This is a genomic window from Flavobacterium sp. RHBU_24 (genome assembly GCF_046613695.1).
Lineage (GTDB): Bacteria > Bacteroidota > Bacteroidia > Flavobacteriales > Flavobacteriaceae > Flavobacterium.
The window spans coordinates 517,232-533,934 of sequence record NZ_JBKJHD010000001.1 but is presented as its reverse complement, the minus strand read 5'-3'; the positions used below and the strand labels follow the sequence as shown (position 1 = coordinate 533,934).

General features: G+C 43.5%; 9 protein-coding genes and 1 tRNA gene. 3 read left to right on the top strand and 7 right to left on the bottom strand.

The genetic code is table 11. The annotated features are described in order from the left end of the window. The 4 genes from ACLI09_RS02415 to ACLI09_RS02400 are packed head-to-tail and all read right to left on the bottom strand — an operon-like array spanning nucleotide 1 to nucleotide 2,659. Complete coding sequence (locus ACLI09_RS02415) at nucleotides 1-1,017, bottom strand: SpoIIE family protein phosphatase (RefSeq protein WP_411417987.1); 1,017 nt, start codon at nucleotides 1,015-1,017, stop codon at nucleotides 1-3. Then, complete coding sequence (locus ACLI09_RS02410; protein WP_411417986.1) at nucleotides 1,010-1,423, bottom strand: anti-sigma regulatory factor; 414 nt, start codon at nucleotides 1,421-1,423, stop codon at nucleotides 1,010-1,012. The genes ACLI09_RS02415 and ACLI09_RS02410 overlap by 8 nt, the downstream gene beginning before the upstream one ends. Beyond that, a complete protein-coding gene (locus ACLI09_RS02405) occupies nucleotides 1,404-1,802 on the bottom strand; it encodes an STAS domain-containing protein (protein WP_411417985.1) in 399 nt (132 codons plus the stop codon). The genes ACLI09_RS02410 and ACLI09_RS02405 overlap by 20 nt, the downstream gene beginning before the upstream one ends. 2 nt (nucleotides 1,803-1,804) lie before the next feature. Further along, nucleotides 1,805-2,659, bottom strand: a complete 855-nt coding sequence (locus ACLI09_RS02400; protein WP_411417984.1) for an STAS domain-containing protein — start codon at nucleotides 2,657-2,659, stop codon at nucleotides 1,805-1,807. Between the two features lie 807 nt (nucleotides 2,660-3,466). Here ACLI09_RS02400 and ACLI09_RS02395 point away from each other — a divergent pair. Continuing rightward, on the top strand, nucleotides 3,467-10,804 hold the full coding sequence (locus ACLI09_RS02395) for an SBBP repeat-containing protein (protein WP_411417983.1): 7,338 nt from the start codon (nucleotides 3,467-3,469) through the stop codon (nucleotides 10,802-10,804). Between the two features lie 543 nt (nucleotides 10,805-11,347). Here ACLI09_RS02395 and ACLI09_RS02390 read toward each other — a convergent pair. Next, nucleotides 11,348-11,427, bottom strand: a tRNA-Leu gene (locus ACLI09_RS02390). Between the two features lie 159 nt (nucleotides 11,428-11,586). Here ACLI09_RS02390 and ACLI09_RS02385 point away from each other — a divergent pair. Then, the gene (locus tag ACLI09_RS02385; protein WP_411417982.1) at nucleotides 11,587-12,528 is read left to right on the top strand and encodes a ribose-phosphate pyrophosphokinase; all 942 of its coding nucleotides are present in this window, start codon (nucleotides 11,587-11,589) and stop codon (nucleotides 12,526-12,528) included. 31 nt (nucleotides 12,529-12,559) lie between these two features. Further along, nucleotides 12,560-13,168 carry a 50S ribosomal protein L25/general stress protein Ctc gene (locus tag ACLI09_RS02380; RefSeq protein ID WP_411417981.1) on the top strand — a complete coding sequence of 203 codons (609 nt, stop codon included), beginning with the start codon at nucleotides 12,560-12,562 and terminating at the stop codon, nucleotides 13,166-13,168. Nucleotides 13,169-13,241: 73 nt separating this feature from the next. On the opposite strand, the gene ACLI09_RS02375 is transcribed toward ACLI09_RS02380, so the two are convergent. Both ACLI09_RS02375 and ACLI09_RS02370 read right to left on the bottom strand, forming a co-directional pair. Further along, entirely contained in the window at nucleotides 13,242-15,902 is a 2,661-nt protein-coding gene (locus ACLI09_RS02375) for a carboxypeptidase-like regulatory domain-containing protein (protein WP_411417980.1), read from the bottom strand. Further along, nucleotides 15,893-16,660 (bottom strand): GLPGLI family protein, encoded by a 768-nt coding sequence (locus ACLI09_RS02370; RefSeq protein ID WP_411417979.1) that lies wholly within the window; start codon nucleotides 16,658-16,660, stop codon nucleotides 15,893-15,895. Before ACLI09_RS02370 ends, ACLI09_RS02375 begins: the two co-directional genes overlap by 10 nt. Between the last annotated feature and the right edge of the window lie 43 nt (nucleotides 16,661-16,703).

Genomic DNA, 16,703 nt, shown 5'->3' with positions numbered 1-16,703 from the left:
CTATATATTTATTTTTGCCACAAACACAGTCATATCGTCATTATGCCTGGCATTATCCTTATAAAGGGCTGAAGCAATCATATTGGGTTCATATTTTAGTATACCGGGTAAATCAGCCAGGTTCCAGCGGGTCCTCAGCCCGTCAGAATGCATTATAAGCGTCTGGTAGCGTTGAAGGTCAAGTACAGAATCGTTAAGGGTTCTCGGTATATTATGTCCCACAATACCGTTATAAGGGGTATAGTTCTTAGCCATTAGCCCCGTATAAAGGAGGGCAGAAATATTACCTACTCCGCATAGAAGCCATTTTTGGGACGTAAAGTCGAGATAGGCTATGGTAACTACCAGGCCCCTCGTTTTTTTCACATTTTCATGAATATGGCGCAACACCTGTACGGGGCTGGTTTCCCTGCAATCGTTAAACGCAGCAATGGCTTCGGTAACTGCCTCATGGGCATTTATGCCATGCCCCAGGCCGTCTCCCATAAAAAACTGCAGGCCCTTGCCTATTTTCTTAACACTATACCCATCGCCGCAAACAGTCTCCCCGGGACAACACACCTGAACCGAACCAAAATTAATGGCACCCTGTTTTTCAACTGTAGTAGCTTCCTTTTGATATATTTTACTGTATATAACCGTACCCCAGTCAGGCAACGTGAATACCGATGAGGCATTGCTTAAACGCTCTATGGCGCCCAGGCCCTGCCCTAATGTATCTGTTGATGATATACCATCCTGCATCATGCGCGATAAGTTGCGTATGCCTTTGCCTTTATCAAGGCAGTAAAGTTCGAAAAAGCTACCTTTTTCATCAACTGCTAAACGATAAAGCAATTCTCCGGTTTCAGCAAATTTTATAAGGTTAGAAGTAATTTCAGAAACTACAATATCTACCTCTCCCACCTTTTGCGGGCTAAAGCCCGCACCCGTAACTAAATTATGTATTTCTCTTTTAATAAACGACACATAGCTGCGATCGTCTATTTTATAAGACAATAAAACGGTATTATCCATTCTTCCATTTTATTATAGTAACCGTTGTTCCTTCGCCAACCGTAGACTGTATATCAAATTCATTTACCAGCCTTTTGGTTCCGGGCAGGCCAAGGCCAAGGCTTTTACCGGTACTATAACCATCTCTCATAGCCAGGTTTATATCGGCAATACCGGGCCCTTTATCCGTAAAAATAAGGCGAATGCCATTTTCCCTGCCGTTATTTACAGACTCAATAATCACCATACCGCCACCGCCATATTTAAGCAGGTTGCGCACAAGTTCGCTGGCTGCTGTTATAAGCTTGGTCTGGTTTAGTATGCCCATGCCTATTTTAACCGCAGCCTCTTTTACCCTGTTTCTAAATGGGACTACGTCCTGTTCTTTTACTATGAGAAAGTCTTCTTTACTCAGTGTCGTTGTCATCGTCATCGCCATAGCCGTCACTTAATAAAATTTTAGAACGCAAAAGTTCCATACCTTTTTCAACATTAAGTGCAGTGGCAACCCCGGTAAGTGTTAGGCCAAGTTCAACCAAAGTCATGGCAACCGCAGGCTGCATGCCTACAATTACAGACTGTGCCCCCATTATCCTGGACATAATACCAATGTTTCCCAAAATACGGCCCATAAATGAGTCTATAATGGAAACCGATGAAATATCGATTAGTACCCCTTTAGAATTGTGTTTCTTTACCGAGTTTACAAGATCCGTTTCGAGGTTTTCTGCCAGCTGATCGTATAAATCTACCTGTATGGTGACAAGGAGAAAATCACCCATCTTTAAAATAGGAATCCTTTCCATCACTAACTATTTATATAAGTAACTTTCTTTTTATTTACTTCAAGCCTCAGCATATTAAATGCCGTTTGCAATGCGCTGGCCAGGGTAGATTTAGTTATGATGTTAGAAAGGTCGATTCCTAAGTGTACAACAATTTGTGCAATTTCCGGCCTGATACCGCTTATAATACATTCAGCGCCAAGTAACCTGGTTGCACTTACAGTTTTTATTAAATGCTGTGCTACAAGCGAGTCTACTGCCGGCACGCCCGATATGTCTAATATGGCAATAGTACTGCCGGTTTCAACAATTTGCTGTAACAGGTTCTCCATAACCACCTGCGTGCGGGCACTGTCTAAGGTACCTATTATTGGCAGGGCCACCACGCCTTCCCACACACGTATAACCGGGGTAGAAATTTCGGTAATTTCATCGGTTTGCCTGGCAATAACATCTTCACGGCCCTTTATATAGCCTTCAAAAGTAAGTATGGCCATATTATCAATAATCCTGCTTACCTTAAGGCTTTCTGCATAAAGCGACGCCGAATCATTGATTTCATTGGCAAGCACTTCTAAAAGAGATTCTTTAAAACTAAACAGGTAGTTTGCGGTTTCCCTTGGAGAAAACCCCCTTTTTGCCCTTGATACAGATATGCCTATAAGCACTTCATGCACTTTATCAAAGCCCCTTGAATTTGGGTCTTCTATATTCGCATCGTTTAGCGCCTCTAAAAAAGCGGTTGCAAAGTCGCTTGAATCTTCTTTTTGGTCATCTGCATTAAAATAACTGTCTTCAGCCTTTTGTTTGGCAACCCAAAGTTCAAGGATGGCATCTTTTTTTTCTTTAAGGATTTTCACTGATGTATTTGTATTCATTAGTATTGGTGTTTCTAAATCAGTTAACTATAATTCAATAGGATTAGCAGCATTTAGGTATGCGTATTCCTAACAAATATAGTCTTTTTTAAATACTAAGTTTTATATTATTTAATTATACTTTTTTAATATTATTCATAAATTAATTGCTTTTACAAAAGAAATAAATACAGGTAATGCAAACGTGAAGAAATCATACACGGGTATTATATTAAAAAATTTCAGAATTTTTTATACGTCAAATGAAAAAGGAAAGATTATGGAGAATTGTGCTTAAAAACAAAACCATAATGCCCCTGGCAATACCCAAAAAAGAAGAGCTTCTGTTTGTTGAGCGTTACCGGGCATAAAGTTTCAGAACGGATTTTCACCTGTCAATTAACTTCATTTTGAGTGCAGCGAATTCCTGTTATTGCATATTTTATGTTTCAGTTATATTTATATCTCCCACACGTTAAGCAATGCTGCGGTAGCAGGTAACGGGTATAAATTGATGAGGTTTTTTAACAAAAAAAGTATGTAAGGGGTTATTTTTTTTAATCACATATTAAATGTTAAAACTTTTTAATTAGATTTGCAGCAGTTTTTAAATCAGCACAATATATGTTGTTTAAGACCCGACCAATAACCAATATATCAATTTTTACATGATTACCCATACCTGAAAGAAAAGCAACCTGGTTTTCCGGGGCAAGGCCAGATTTTGCCCGCATACCCCTAAAAAACACTTATTATTCCTTAACGCTTAAAGCTAATAAAGTGGCTTTGATGCATCTTTATTATACAACCATCATTATTACCTACAGAATGAAAAGACTTTTACTTTTTTGTTGCCTCTTGCTTAGTGTAATTACTTCAGCACAAGAGCTTAGTAAACCATCGCCCGCGTCAAAAACCGGTAGTGAAAAGCTGGTTTTTATGGAAAACAAAGGCCAGGTTGCAGATACCAAGGGTAATCCGCGCCCGGATATACTGTTTTCTGCAAAAAGTGGCGGCACACAATTATGGCTGGCTAAAACCGCCATACATTACCAGTTTGCCCATGCTGAAAAAGGCAATGAAGGAAAACCGAAAATGTCACGCAAAGATTTTTCGGTAACTAAAAAAAATGCCAGGCTTGAAACCCACCATTTTACGGTGCAACTGGAAGGTGCCAGCGAAAATGCTCAAATTGTAAAAGAGAAACAATCTGAGTATGTAGAAAACTTTTACCTGGCGCATTGCCCTAACGGGATAACTGATGTAAAGGGGTATGAAAAAATTACCTATAAAAATATTTACCCTAATATCGACTGGGTTATTTATACCAAAGGCGGTTTTATGGAATATGACTTTATAATACACCCTGGTGGTAAGCCGTCTGATATTAAACTGAAGGTAAAAGATGCCGACTCAGTAAACATCGAAAACGGAGAGCTGGTAGTAAAAACAAAGCTGGGTGAAGTACACGAGAAAAGGCCAGTAAGCTACGACGAAAACGGCAGTAAAATAGCTACACGTTTTGTTAAAAGTGCAGACGGATCGCTTAGCTTTCAGGCAAACTTCCCTAAAGACAAACCTTACAGGATAGACCCACAGGTAGTATGGGCTACCTACTATGGCGGCAGCGGCGATGAATTTTCAGCATTTACCAATATAGACAGCAGTAACAACGTATACCTTTCAGGTTATACTACAAGCACATCGGGCATTGCATCAGGAGGTTATGATACTACTTTCTCTGCCGTAAGCGATTTGTATCTTGTAAAATTTAATGCTTCCGGTGCACGTTTATGGGCTACCTATTATGGTGGCACAGGCGAAGAGAGTATAGGAGAGTGCCAGATAGACGGCTCAGGAAATATATATCTTGCAGGAAGTACAGGAAGCGCGTCGGGCATGGCTTCGGGAGGATTCCAAAACACCTATGGAGGCGACGCGTATGATGCGTTGTTAGTAAAATTCAATTCATCAGGCGCCCGTATATGGGCCACCTATTATGGCGGAGGCTATAATGATACCGGCAATGACTGTGTTGTAGACAGTTCAGGTAATGTTTATCTTGCAGGCTATACCCTTAGCCCTTTAAATATAGCATCGGGAGGTTATCAAAATACACAAGGGGGCGAGTATGATGCCTACCTTGTAAAATTCAGCAGCAGTGGCTCGCGCCTGTGGGCCACTTATTATGGCGGCGATTATAGCGATTCTGCAACCTGTTTGGCTGTAGATGGTTTAAATAATATCTATCTTGGCGGGTTCACAAATAGCACCGAAAGCATTTCAAGTCCGGGAAGTTACCTTAGTACCGCACCCGGAACTACAGACACCCCAAATGCTTTCCTTGCAAAGTTTGACACCTCGGGTTCACGCCTTTGGGGTACCTATTACGGAGGCACAGCCGACGATTATGCTTTGGGATGCTCTACAGACGGTTCCGGAAATGTATATTTAAGTGGCGATACAAGCAGCACAACCGGCATTGCATCCGGAGGTTTTCAAAGTACCGTTTTGGGGCACGATGCCTTTCTGGCAAAGTTTACTACTGACGGAGCCCTGTCCTGGGGCACCTATTATGGAGGATCCGGCTACGAAGAGAGCTATGCCAACACTGTTGATATTTCCGGGAATATATACCTATCCGGTGTTACCGGCAGTACTTCAGGCATAGCAAGCGGAGGTTTCCAGAACACTTACGGTGGTGGTGAATACGACGCATTTATTGTTAAATTCAATACTAGTGGCGGCCGCTTATGGGGCAGTTATTATGGTGGTTCAGGCCTTGATTGGGGGCAATCATGCGCAGTAGGCAACAATGATATTGTTTATCTTTCGGGAGTTACAGATAGTACTACGGGTATTGCTCAGACTGGTTTCCAAAATACGTTCGCTGGCGGTACTTATGATGCTTTTTTAGCAAAAATTTCGGCCAGCAGCTGCGGCCTGCCACAAAATCCTGTGGGTACGGGGCTTTCTTTAACCACTGCAACCCTTAGCTGGGCCGCACCGGCTACCAGTACGCCCACCGGCTACCAGTATGCTGTTACCACATCGGCTACGCCACCGGCTTCGGGTACGGCTACTTCGGCTACCTCTATAGCCTCCTATACTATAACAGCGGGGCTTACCTACTACCTGCATGTGCGCACTAACTGTTCGGGCACCTATAGCGAATGGGTTACATCGGCTCCATTTACGGGCATAGTTGCCGGAGATACGTGTGGAAACGCAATTAACCTTGCTACGCTTACCAGCCCGTATACCGGCACTACAGTAGGCGCGGCAGATGACTATTTTAACCCTACCTGCGAAATAGGCTCCGGTGCACCGGAATTACAATTTTATATCGATGTGCCTGCAGGCGCTACAATTACCATAGGCCAGACCAGTAATAATTATGATTCTGTAAATTATTTCGGTACAGGAACCTGTGATGCCTCTACAACAATTGATTGTTTTGATGATCCGGACACCCAGGTTGTTACCTGGACTAATACTACCGGAACAACACAAAGGGCAAACTGGATACAGGATGGCTATGAAGCCGGCGACGCGGGTACATTTACCTTAAGCTGGACGCTTACCCTTGCGCCGGGCTCGTGCGGAACGCCATCGACGCTTAACACTTCGGGCATTACAGCAACAGCGGCCACCATGGGCTGGACGGCAGCCTCAACAGGGCCTCCTACCGGCTACCAGGTTTATGTGTCTGCCTCGCCTACGGCTCCGGCTGCAGGCATGGCTATAGCTACAAGCACAACCAGTACAAACTTTACAACAAGTACACTTACCGCTGCTACCACTTATTATTACTGGGTACGTGCCATTTGCGGCAGTAGTGCTGGCAGCTGGGTAGCCGGCGCAAGCTTTACCACGTTGTCTACAGGATGTACTACAGCAATATACGGTCAGTATCCTACTAGTACCTTTAGCCCGCTATGTACCGGCAGTGCTGAACCTATTGCCACAGATTGCTGGGCCGGCGAATATAGTTTAGTAACTACACAAGCTAACACTACTTATACCTATACAAGCTCTACAGCAACTGATTATATTACCATAACCAATACGGCAGGTACTGTTGTCTACGCAGCAGGTATTACGCCAATTGTATGGAACAGTGCTGCCTATAGCGGTACGGTGCGTTTTTACACGCATTCTAATGCTGCATGTGGCTCGGCACAAATCGACAGGACAAGGTCTGTGCAATGTGGCGGCTGTAATACACCAGCTCCATTGGCTTCAGCACAATCATTCTGTAACAGCGCGACGGTTGCAAACTTAACCGCGACAGGCACCGGCCTTAAATGGTATCCTGCTTTAACAGGTGGCATTCAACTTGCCGGAACTGCGGCTTTAGCAAATGGAAACTACTACGTATCTCAAACGCTAAACGGCTGCGAAGGCCCCAGGACAGCGGTAGCTGTATCTATAAACGTTACCCCGATACCGTCTGCACCTGACCAGGTATTTTGTAACAGCGCCACGGTTGCCAACTTAACCGCGACAGGAACAGCACTTAAATGGTATATTAACCCGACAGGAGGCACACAACTTGCAGGTACAACAGCGCTTACAAACGGAATTTACTACGTGTCGCAAACGCTTAACTCATGCGAAAGTGCCAGAAATGCAATATCGGTAACTATTAATGTTACTGCGCCGCCAACCGCTTCAGCACAATCGTTCTGTAACAGTGCAACCGTAGCAAACTTAACCGCAACAGGTACCTCACTTAAATGGTACGCTGCTTTAACCGGAGGTGCACAACTTGCCGGAACCACGGCTTTAGCCACTGGGACCTATTATGTATCACAAACACTAAATGGCTGCGAAAGTACACGTACAGCAGTTGCAGTTACGATAACTACAACAGCAGCACCAACAGCTTCAGCACAATCATTCTGTAATAGCGCAACTGTTGCTAACCTTGTTGCAACAGGCACAGGTCTTAAATGGTATGCCAACCTAAGCGGCGGCACACAACTTGCAGGAAACACGGCTTTAGCAACCGGAACCTATTATGTTTCACAAACGCTCAATAGCTGTGAAAGTACCCGTACCGCAGTAGCTGTAACGATAACTACAACAGCTGCACCAACGGCTTATGCACAGACGTTCTGTAATAGTGCTACTGTAGCAAATTTAACCGCAACAGGTACTGCGCTTAAATGGTACGCTGCCTTAACCGGCGGTTCACAACTTGCAGGAACCACGGCTTTAGCCACTGGGACCTATTATGTATCACAAACGCTAAACGGCTGCGAAAGTACACGTACGGCTGTAGCGGTAACTGTAAATGTAACAACCGCACCAACCGCTTCTGCTCAAACCTTCTGTAATAGTGCTACCGTTGCCAACCTTGTAGCCACAGGTACTGCGCTTAAGTGGTATGCAACTGCAACCGGAGGTTCACAACTTGCAGGAACCACGGCTTTAGCAACCGGAACGTATTATGTTTCACAAACGCTAAATGGCTGCGAAAGTACACGTACGGCAGTAGCGGTTACGATAACTACAACAGCTGCACCAACAGCTTCAGCACAATCGTTCTGCAACAGTGCTACTGTAGCAAATTTAACCGCAACAGGCACCGGCCTTAAATGGTATGCTGCTTTAACCGGAGGTGCACAACTTGCAGGAACAACCGCTTTAGCCACCGGAAACTATTACGTATCTCAAACACTAAATGGCTGCGAGAGTACACGTACTGCTGTGGCGGTAACCATAACTACAACAGCTGCACCAACCGCTTCAGCACAATCGTTCTGTAATAGTGCTACGGTAGCTGACCTTACTGCTGCCGGAACTGGTTTACAATGGTATGCTGCCCTGACAGGAGGTACTGCATTAACGGCTTCAACAACACTAGCAACCGGTACATATTATGTATCGCAAACCATAGCAGGTTGTGAAAGTACCCGTACGGCGGTTTCGGTTACTATAAACCTAACAGCAGCGCCAACGGCTTCAGCACAAACGTTCTGTAACAGTGCTACTGTAGCGAATTTAACCGCAATCGGTACGGCACTTAAATGGTACGCTACTTTAACCGGCGGTGCACAACTTGCAGGAACAACTGCTTTAGCCACTGGGACCTATTATGTATCACAAACACTAAACGGCTGCGAAAGTACCCGTACGGCAGTAGCGGTTACGATAACTACAACAGCTGCACCAACCGCTTCAGCACAATCGTTCTGTAACAGTGCCACGGTAGCGAATTTAACCGCAACAGGCACCTCACTTAAATGGTATGCCAACCTGACCGGTGGCACTCAACTTGCAGGAACAACTGCTTTATCCACCGGAACGTATTATGTTTCACAAACGCTAAATGGCTGCGAAAGTACACGTACGGCAGTGGCGGTAACGATAAACGTAACAACAGCACCAACCGCTTCTGCACAAACGTTTTGTAACAGCGGTACGGTTGCCAATTTAACCGCAACAGGCACCTCACTTAAATGGTATGCTGCTTTAACCGGCGGTGCACAACTTGCAGGAACCACGGCCTTAGCCACCGGCACATATTATGTTTCACAAACATTAAATGGATGCGAAAGTACCCGTACGGCAGTTGCAGTTACTATAAACGTAACAGCCGCACCAACAGCTTCAGCCCAATCATTCTGTAACAGCGCTACCGTTGCCAATTTAACCGCAACAGGTACCTCGCTTAAATGGTACGCTGCTTTAACCGGCGGTTCACAACTTGCCGGAACTACAGCACTTGCCAATGGCACATACTATGTATCTCAAACATTAAATGGCTGCGAAAGTACACGTACTGCTTTGGCGGTAACGATAAATGTTACTACACCTCCAACGGCATCCGCACAGTCGTTCTGTAACAGCGCTACGGTTGCCAACCTTATTGCGACAGGAACATCACTTCAGTGGTATGCCGCTGCAACGGGTGGTACTGCATTAACGGCTTCAACAACAATAGCAACAGGTACATATTATGTATCGCAAACCATAAGCGGATGTGAAAGTACACGTACGGCTGTAGCGGTAACTGTAAATGTAACAACCGCACCGACAGCTTCCGCACAATCGTTCTGTAACAGCGCTACCGTTGCCAACCTTGTAGCCACAGGCACCTCACTTAAATGGTATGCCAACCTGACCGGCGGCACACAACTTGCAGGAACTACAGCCCTTGCAACAGGTACTTATTATGTTTCACAAACACTAAACGGCTGCGAGAGTACACGTACGGCAGTGGCGGTAACGATAAACGTAACAACAGCACCAACCGCTTCTGCACAAACGTTTTGTAACAGCGGTACGGTTGCCAATTTAACCGCAACAGGCACCTCACTTAAATGGTATGCTGTTTTAACCGGCGGTACACAACTTGCAGGAACCACGGCCTTAGCCACCGGCACATATTATGTTTCACAAACATTAAATGGCTGCGAAAGTACCCGTACGGCAGTTGCAGTTACTATAAACGTAACAGCCGCACCAACAGCTTCAGCCCAATCATTATGTAACAGCGCTACCGTTGCCAATTTAACCGCAACAGGTACCTCGCTTAAATGGTACGCTGCTTTAACCGGCGGTACACAACTTGCAGGAACCACGGCTTTAGCAACTGGAACGTATTATGTTTCACAAACATTAAATAACTGCGAGAGTACACGTACGGCTGTGGCTATTGTTGTTAATGTAGTTAGCGCGCCTCAGGGTGCCGCAATACAACAAATTGCAGCCCCTGCAACTATTGAAGACATTGTTGTAACCGGAACAGATATACACTGGTATGCTTCGGCAGAAGACGTGGCGGCTAGCAATTCGTTACCGGAGGGTACAGTACTTATAGCTGGTACCACCTACTATGCCACGCAAACTGTTGATGGTTGTGAGTCGGGCTATCTTGCGGTTACTATATCAGAAATCCTTAAGGTAACAGATCCTGTGCGCGACGTTACGCTTAGCTACTTCCCTAACCCGGTAAAAGACAACCTTACTATTGTTTCATCTGCGATGATAGAATCAGTAAGCGTGTATACTATACTGGGGCAAAAAGTAATAGACCAGCAATGGAACTCAACTGAAGGTGTTATAAACATGCAAGAAATCCAGGAAGGCAGTTATTTGGTATATGTAAATGCCAAAGGCATTACTAAAAGCTTCGTAGTGCTGAAAGGAAAATAATATAAATTAATCTATTAATACTTCAAAAGCCTTCGGAATACCGGAGGCTTTTGTTGTTTCTTAAAAAGCTCAATTAGGAGGGTATTAGACAACATTCTCTATGCTGTCGTAATTGACCTCTAAAACCATGAAATATACAGTAATAGAAGGATTATATGAAGCTATTATACCTGAGGCTCTATTCTATAAAGTTCAGAATGGAAAGGACACTAAATCAATAAAAAATCGGGAACTAAATCCTAATTCCCATTAATGATTTTTTTATTGCGGTAACTGTGAAGGACCAATGGCAAAACAAAGTACCTTATTACTTCTACAGATGTGCAAAACTGTAGTGAGCCCTACAAACCAGACTTTGTAGACTCAGCTTTGAAATAGGCTCTGGGAGCATTAAAGCCTTCAAATGGAATTATCGAATTAGTCAAAACATGCTAATTAAAGAATATGAATATTACTCATTAGACCGTATTACCAAATATAACAAACCTTTCGAAGGATTAGAAAATAAAAAAGGAGACTCTTTTTCAAGAGTCTCCCGTTCAGTACCTGGAGTGGGAATCGAACCCACACACCGTAGTACACGAGTTTGAGTCGTGCGCGTCTACCAATTCCGCCATCCAGGCAAAGTGATTATGGTGTTTAAACGGCTGCAAATGTAGAAAATATTATTTAATTTAATGAAAATTAGGCAATAATTTACTTTCTGTGTGGAATTAAATTTCTAAATTTGCACCCTGTTTAGAAACACAACACACTAACTAACTACTAAACAGTTTTTTGAGATGTCATACATTGAGCCGGAAGCCAAGATATTTGCCTGTTCGCAAAGCACCTACCTTGCCGAGAAAATGGCAGAGCATTATGGTATACCGCTGGGAAGGATTTCGCTTTCCCACTATAGCGACGGCGAATTTCAGCCTTCATTTGAAGAATCTATACGCGGGTTAAGGGTTTTTTTAGTATGCTCTACCTTCCCTACTTCAGATAACCTTATGGAGTTGCTGCTTATGATAGATGCTGCAAAAAGGGCATCGGCACGGCACATTACCGCTGTAATACCTTATTTTGGCTGGGCACGCCAGGATCGTAAAGACAAGCCGCGCGTTCCTATAGGGGCAAAACTTGTGGCAAAACTGTTAGAAACCGCGGGTGCAACCAGGATAATGACCATGGACCTGCACGCAGACCAGATACAGGGATTTTTTGAGAAACCGGTAGACCACCTGTTTGCATCAACTATCTTTGTACCACACATACAGGCCATGAACCTTGAAAACCTTACCATAGCCTCACCAGATATGGGTGGTAGTAAAAGGGCTTACGCTTACAGCAAATTTTTGCGCAGCGATGTGGTTATTTGCTACAAGCAGCGCAAAGAGGCAAACAAGATTGAAACCATGGAACTGATAGGCGATGTTAAAGGCCGAAACATAGTACTGGTAGACGATATGATAGATACGGGCGGTACGCTTGCAAAAGCAGCCGGGCTAATGATGGAAAAAGGGGCACTTAGCGTGCGCGCTATTTGTACCCACCCCATACTGAGCGGCGGGGCTTATGAAAAGATTGAAGAATCGGCACTGAAGGAACTTATTGTTACCGACAGTATACCGCTTAAACAGGCAACCTCTAAAATTAAGGTGGTAACCTGCGCGGGTCTGTTTGCAGAGGTAATGCACATGGTGCAGAACAACAATTCGATAAGCGGCAAATTTTTACAGTAACTTATTTTTTATTAATATTTAATTATTTCAAATGAAATCAATTACGATCAACGGATCTGAAAGAGAAAGCGTGGGTAAAGCGGCAACGCGTACGGCACGTAATGCTGGAATGGTTCCTTGCGTGTTATACGGAGGAGAGCAGCCAGTACATTTTATTGCGGAAGCTAAGGCATTTAAAAGCCTTGTTTACACTCCTAACGTGCACACGGTAGTAATTGACCTTGGCGGCAAAACGTATAATGCTATCCTACAGGACATTCAGTTTCACCCGGTAAGCGACGCTATACTGCACATCGACTTTTACCAGCTTCACGATGATAAAGAAATCACGATGGATGTACCGGTAAAAATTACAGGAACTTCTCCTGGTGTACTGGGTGGTGGTGTACTTCGCCTTAACCAGCGTAAGCTTAAAGTGCGTGCGCTTCCTGCAAACCTGCCTGACTTTGTAGAGGCTAACATTTCTGAACTTGAAATGGGTAACAAACTTTACATTACTAAACTTGAGCAGAACAACTTTAAACTGCTTCAGCCGGACAACACCGTTATCGCTCAGGTTCGTATCTCTCGTGCTGCCCTAAAAGCGGCCCAGGAGGCTGCAAAAGCTGCAAAAGCTCCTGCAAAAGGAAAGAAAAAATAATTTTATCTTCCGGATATATCAAGAGCGCTCCATTATGGGGCGCTTTTTTTGTTGGATTATTCAATAATCCAATCTAAAACCTAAATCTAAACGACAACATTACATACCGCGGCAATAGCCTGAACGAACTTGTGGTATACCCCAAATCACTAACGCTATAGGTAGTAAAAGTATCAGTATTAAAAAGGTTGCGCCCCTCAAGCATCAGGGCATATTTATCTTTTCTAAACTTATAAGTTGCTTCAAAATCTGCGAAAAAATAATTGTTATTCCCATCAAGCCCGCCAAAGTTATAATGCTCTCCCCTTGCCTTTATATCGATCTTTTCTGTTAACGCGTAAATAAGGTCGAGGTAACTGGTTTTTGAAGTATTTTTAAAGGTATAATCAGACTGTACCTGCGAGAAATTCCATTCAGACCCCAGTTTAAAATTAAATGCCGACTTAAAACTACTGTTCCAGCTCAGCTTATATATTTGGTTATAGGAAATATTCTTCCTCAGACCTGAACCGTTTACCTGGTTATAATAAACCGCGCGAAACCCATTTGCAGTAAAGCCCACCGTACCATTTAGTGCCCTCACCACATAATGTGAGCTTATTGTAATACCTTCACTATCCCCTCCCCGCATAATAAAAGCTTCTGAAAGCGAACTGTTTTGGTCGAGCTGGCTGCGGTATGATAGTACATCGTTTTGCTTTGAATAATTAAGCCCTACCGAAAAACCGTACCTGTTTAGGTAATGCCTTGCAGAATACCCTACAGTGGCCCTACTGCTTTCAAGCTGGTTAAAACGCCCCAACCCTTTATTAAAGCCACGGGAAGAGGTAAGCAAGTAGGCATCGTTAACCTGTAAAATATTACTGTTAGTAACATTATAAGTATAACCTGCAAACAAAAAATTATCCGGGCCAAGCTGCCATTTCGCGTTAAGTGTAGGGTTTATATAAAACGGATTTTGATTAGACATGGTTCCTGTCCCATTTTCAAAACGGTTAAAGAGAAGGTGCGCACTCAGCGTTCCGTCTACCGAAAACTTTTTAAACTTCCAGGTATAGCCGCTGTCAGCATACAAATCTCCCACATTATACGACGCATCAGCCTGAAAATCATCCGGCCTAACGGTACCGGCATCGGTAAACAGGCTAAACTGCGTGGCAATGTTATCATGGTGGTTTTCAAAACCTACTGTAAAAGCTACGAGGTCGTTGTTTTTTTGTTTCAGCTTAAAATCTGCCTGAAGCCCCGCATACTGCATAAGGCTGTTTACTTTATTGCCCACCGCGTTAATGTTATCGTAGGTAAATAAATCGCCCATTAGGTAATCGTCTACACCATAGGTTTGCGGCAGGCGGTCGTTTAAAAACCGGCTTTTAAGCAGCACCACGTTGCGGTCTTTCCACTTACGGGTATAGGTAAGCTGCTGGTCTATATAGGTATTTTTTGTAAGCAGTTGCTCGTTAGTAGGCACCCCATTAAAAACAAGGCTGTTGTCAAAATCGTTTTTACCATTATTTATCGTAGTAAGGCTTTGCAGCATTTGCGTTGCAGAAAGGTCGCTGGTTATATACGCGCTGGCATATCCCGTGCGCACCCCTGTAGACGTATTGTTTACCTGGCTGTTAGCAAAATAGGTATCGCCAAAATCGTATACCGAATAAGAACTCTGGTAGGTATTAAGGCGGTCAAAACCCAAAAAGCCGTTAAGGCGCAACTTTGTTTTATTGCCCAGTGGCATTATGGTGCTAAAATTTGCACGCTTGTTATTATTAAAGCGCGCACGGCTGGCATCAATGCGCACTACGCCGGCACCCAGGTACATGGCCTGCGATGCCCTGCTATTCATGCCTATAGTTTCAATATCCGATGCGTTGTAGCGCATATCTTCTATATTACCCACATCGTCAATACCCGCGTTGTTTGCCGAAGCACTAAAAAAATTCTTATATTTTTTACCAAAGTTCATCAGGTTGCCCGATGCCTTATACCGCTCATTATTACCGCCACCCAGGGTAAGGTTGCCAAACCATATTGTTTTAAATTTCTCGTCGATAGTAAGGTTTAGCGCCACACCATCAGGATTTTCAATACCCTTCAACAACTTGTTTTTAGAATAGTTGCGCAGCACTTCTATCTTATCCAGCGGCTGGGTAGGCATATTTTTAGTAAGCAGCGAATAGCCCTTGTTAAAAAGGTCGTCGCCGTCTACCATTACTTTTTCTATAGTGGTGTCGCCATATTTTATGGTGCCGTCTGCATCTATGGTTATGCCCGGTATGTTTTTAAGCAGGTCTTCTACCACCACCTCGTGCCCGGTGCTTAGTGCCTTGGCGTCATAGCTTAGCGTATCGCCGCGGCGCTTTACCGGGGCTTCGGCTTCTATAACTACCTCCCGCAGCATCTCGCCGCCTTCTTTAAGGATAAAATCTTTTTTAATGGCTTTATCATCGACTACAGTTATAGCAAATACCAGCTTTTCATACCCCAGAAAATTAACCTCAATGGTAAAGTCTCCGGGCGTTTTAGCCTCAAGCATGTACCGGCCATTATCCTCGGTAATACTGTATGCAGCAATAGCTTGGGCGCTGTTTTTAAGCAATACCGATGCCCCCGGTAACGTTTCTCCCGATACACTAGTTACCCTGCCGCTAATTTCGGTTTGCGAAAAAGCGGATAAGGTGAAAAAGAGAAAAAGTAAAATAAAGTTGTTTCGAAACACTAGTATTACTCCCATTCATATTTGAGTTCCGGCCCAGTTCTGGGATACTTGGTTTTTTCAATAGATACCCCGTCAACAGCATATTGTTTTTTGATATTATAATAATACTCATCTGTATCTGCCATAAACTGCTGGTTAGAAATAGGCTTAGCATTAGTATGCTCATATATACTGCCAAAATCCTTTTCGAATAATGAGCCTTTTTTTTGTTCAATTTTTTCTGCGACAAATGTTGTTAGATGGTCTGCATCATACGCTTCAAGAATTAGGCCCGGCAAGCCGTGCAGTTTCCAGGGACCAAAAGAGATTGGGATATCAGTTGTAAACCAGGCAACCCAGTTGCGTCCACGATAACTAGTGGTAGCTTTACTGCAAGTAAATCCTGCTATTTTTTTTCTATCTTCAGTGATAATCCATTTAAAATCATAATAAGTATCACTTACAAGCATCATGTTATTACCTATTTTGTCATAAAAAAACATTTGTTTTTTAGAAATATCAATCTTTAATAGCGGGTCAAATGTCATCGGCTTTTTCCTAACCGTTACCCCAGTGGTATCTTTAACCATCTTTTCTTCCCAGTCAACCTGGGTATAAAGTTTACTTTGAAAAATAGAGCAATCCCCTTTAATCCATAATGTATTCATATAGATATTTGGCATACTGCTATCATTATATCTTTTGTACTCTACACTGAACTCTTTATCAGTCTGGGCTGAAATATAAAAAGGATGAACAAATAGAAAAAAAAGCAGTAATAATCGTAAAATCATAAAATTAATTTTAAAATGACGGAAGGATTTGCTCCTTTCGTTC

Coding starts and splice junctions, on each gene's coding strand:
- ACLI09_RS02415 (WP_411417987.1), bottom strand. CDS start 1,017: ATGGATAATACCGTTTTATTGTCTTATAAAATAGACGATCGCAGCTAT.
- ACLI09_RS02395 (WP_411417983.1), top strand. CDS start 3,467: ATGAAAAGACTTTTACTTTTTTGTTGCCTCTTGCTTAGTGTAATTACT.
- ACLI09_RS02370 (WP_411417979.1), bottom strand. CDS start 16,660: ATGATTTTACGATTATTACTGCTTTTTTTTCTATTTGTTCATCCTTTT.
- ACLI09_RS02375 (WP_411417980.1), bottom strand. CDS start 15,902: ATGGGAGTAATACTAGTGTTTCGAAACAACTTTATTTTACTTTTTCTC.
- ACLI09_RS02400 (WP_411417984.1), bottom strand. CDS start 2,659: ATGAATACAAATACATCAGTGAAAATCCTTAAAGAAAAAAAAGATGCC.
- ACLI09_RS02410 (WP_411417986.1), bottom strand. CDS start 1,423: ATGACAACGACACTGAGTAAAGAAGACTTTCTCATAGTAAAAGAACAG.
- ACLI09_RS02385 (WP_411417982.1), top strand. CDS start 11,587: ATGTCATACATTGAGCCGGAAGCCAAGATATTTGCCTGTTCGCAAAGC.
- ACLI09_RS02405 (WP_411417985.1), bottom strand. CDS start 1,802: ATGGAAAGGATTCCTATTTTAAAGATGGGTGATTTTCTCCTTGTCACC.
- ACLI09_RS02380 (WP_411417981.1), top strand. CDS start 12,560: ATGAAATCAATTACGATCAACGGATCTGAAAGAGAAAGCGTGGGTAAA.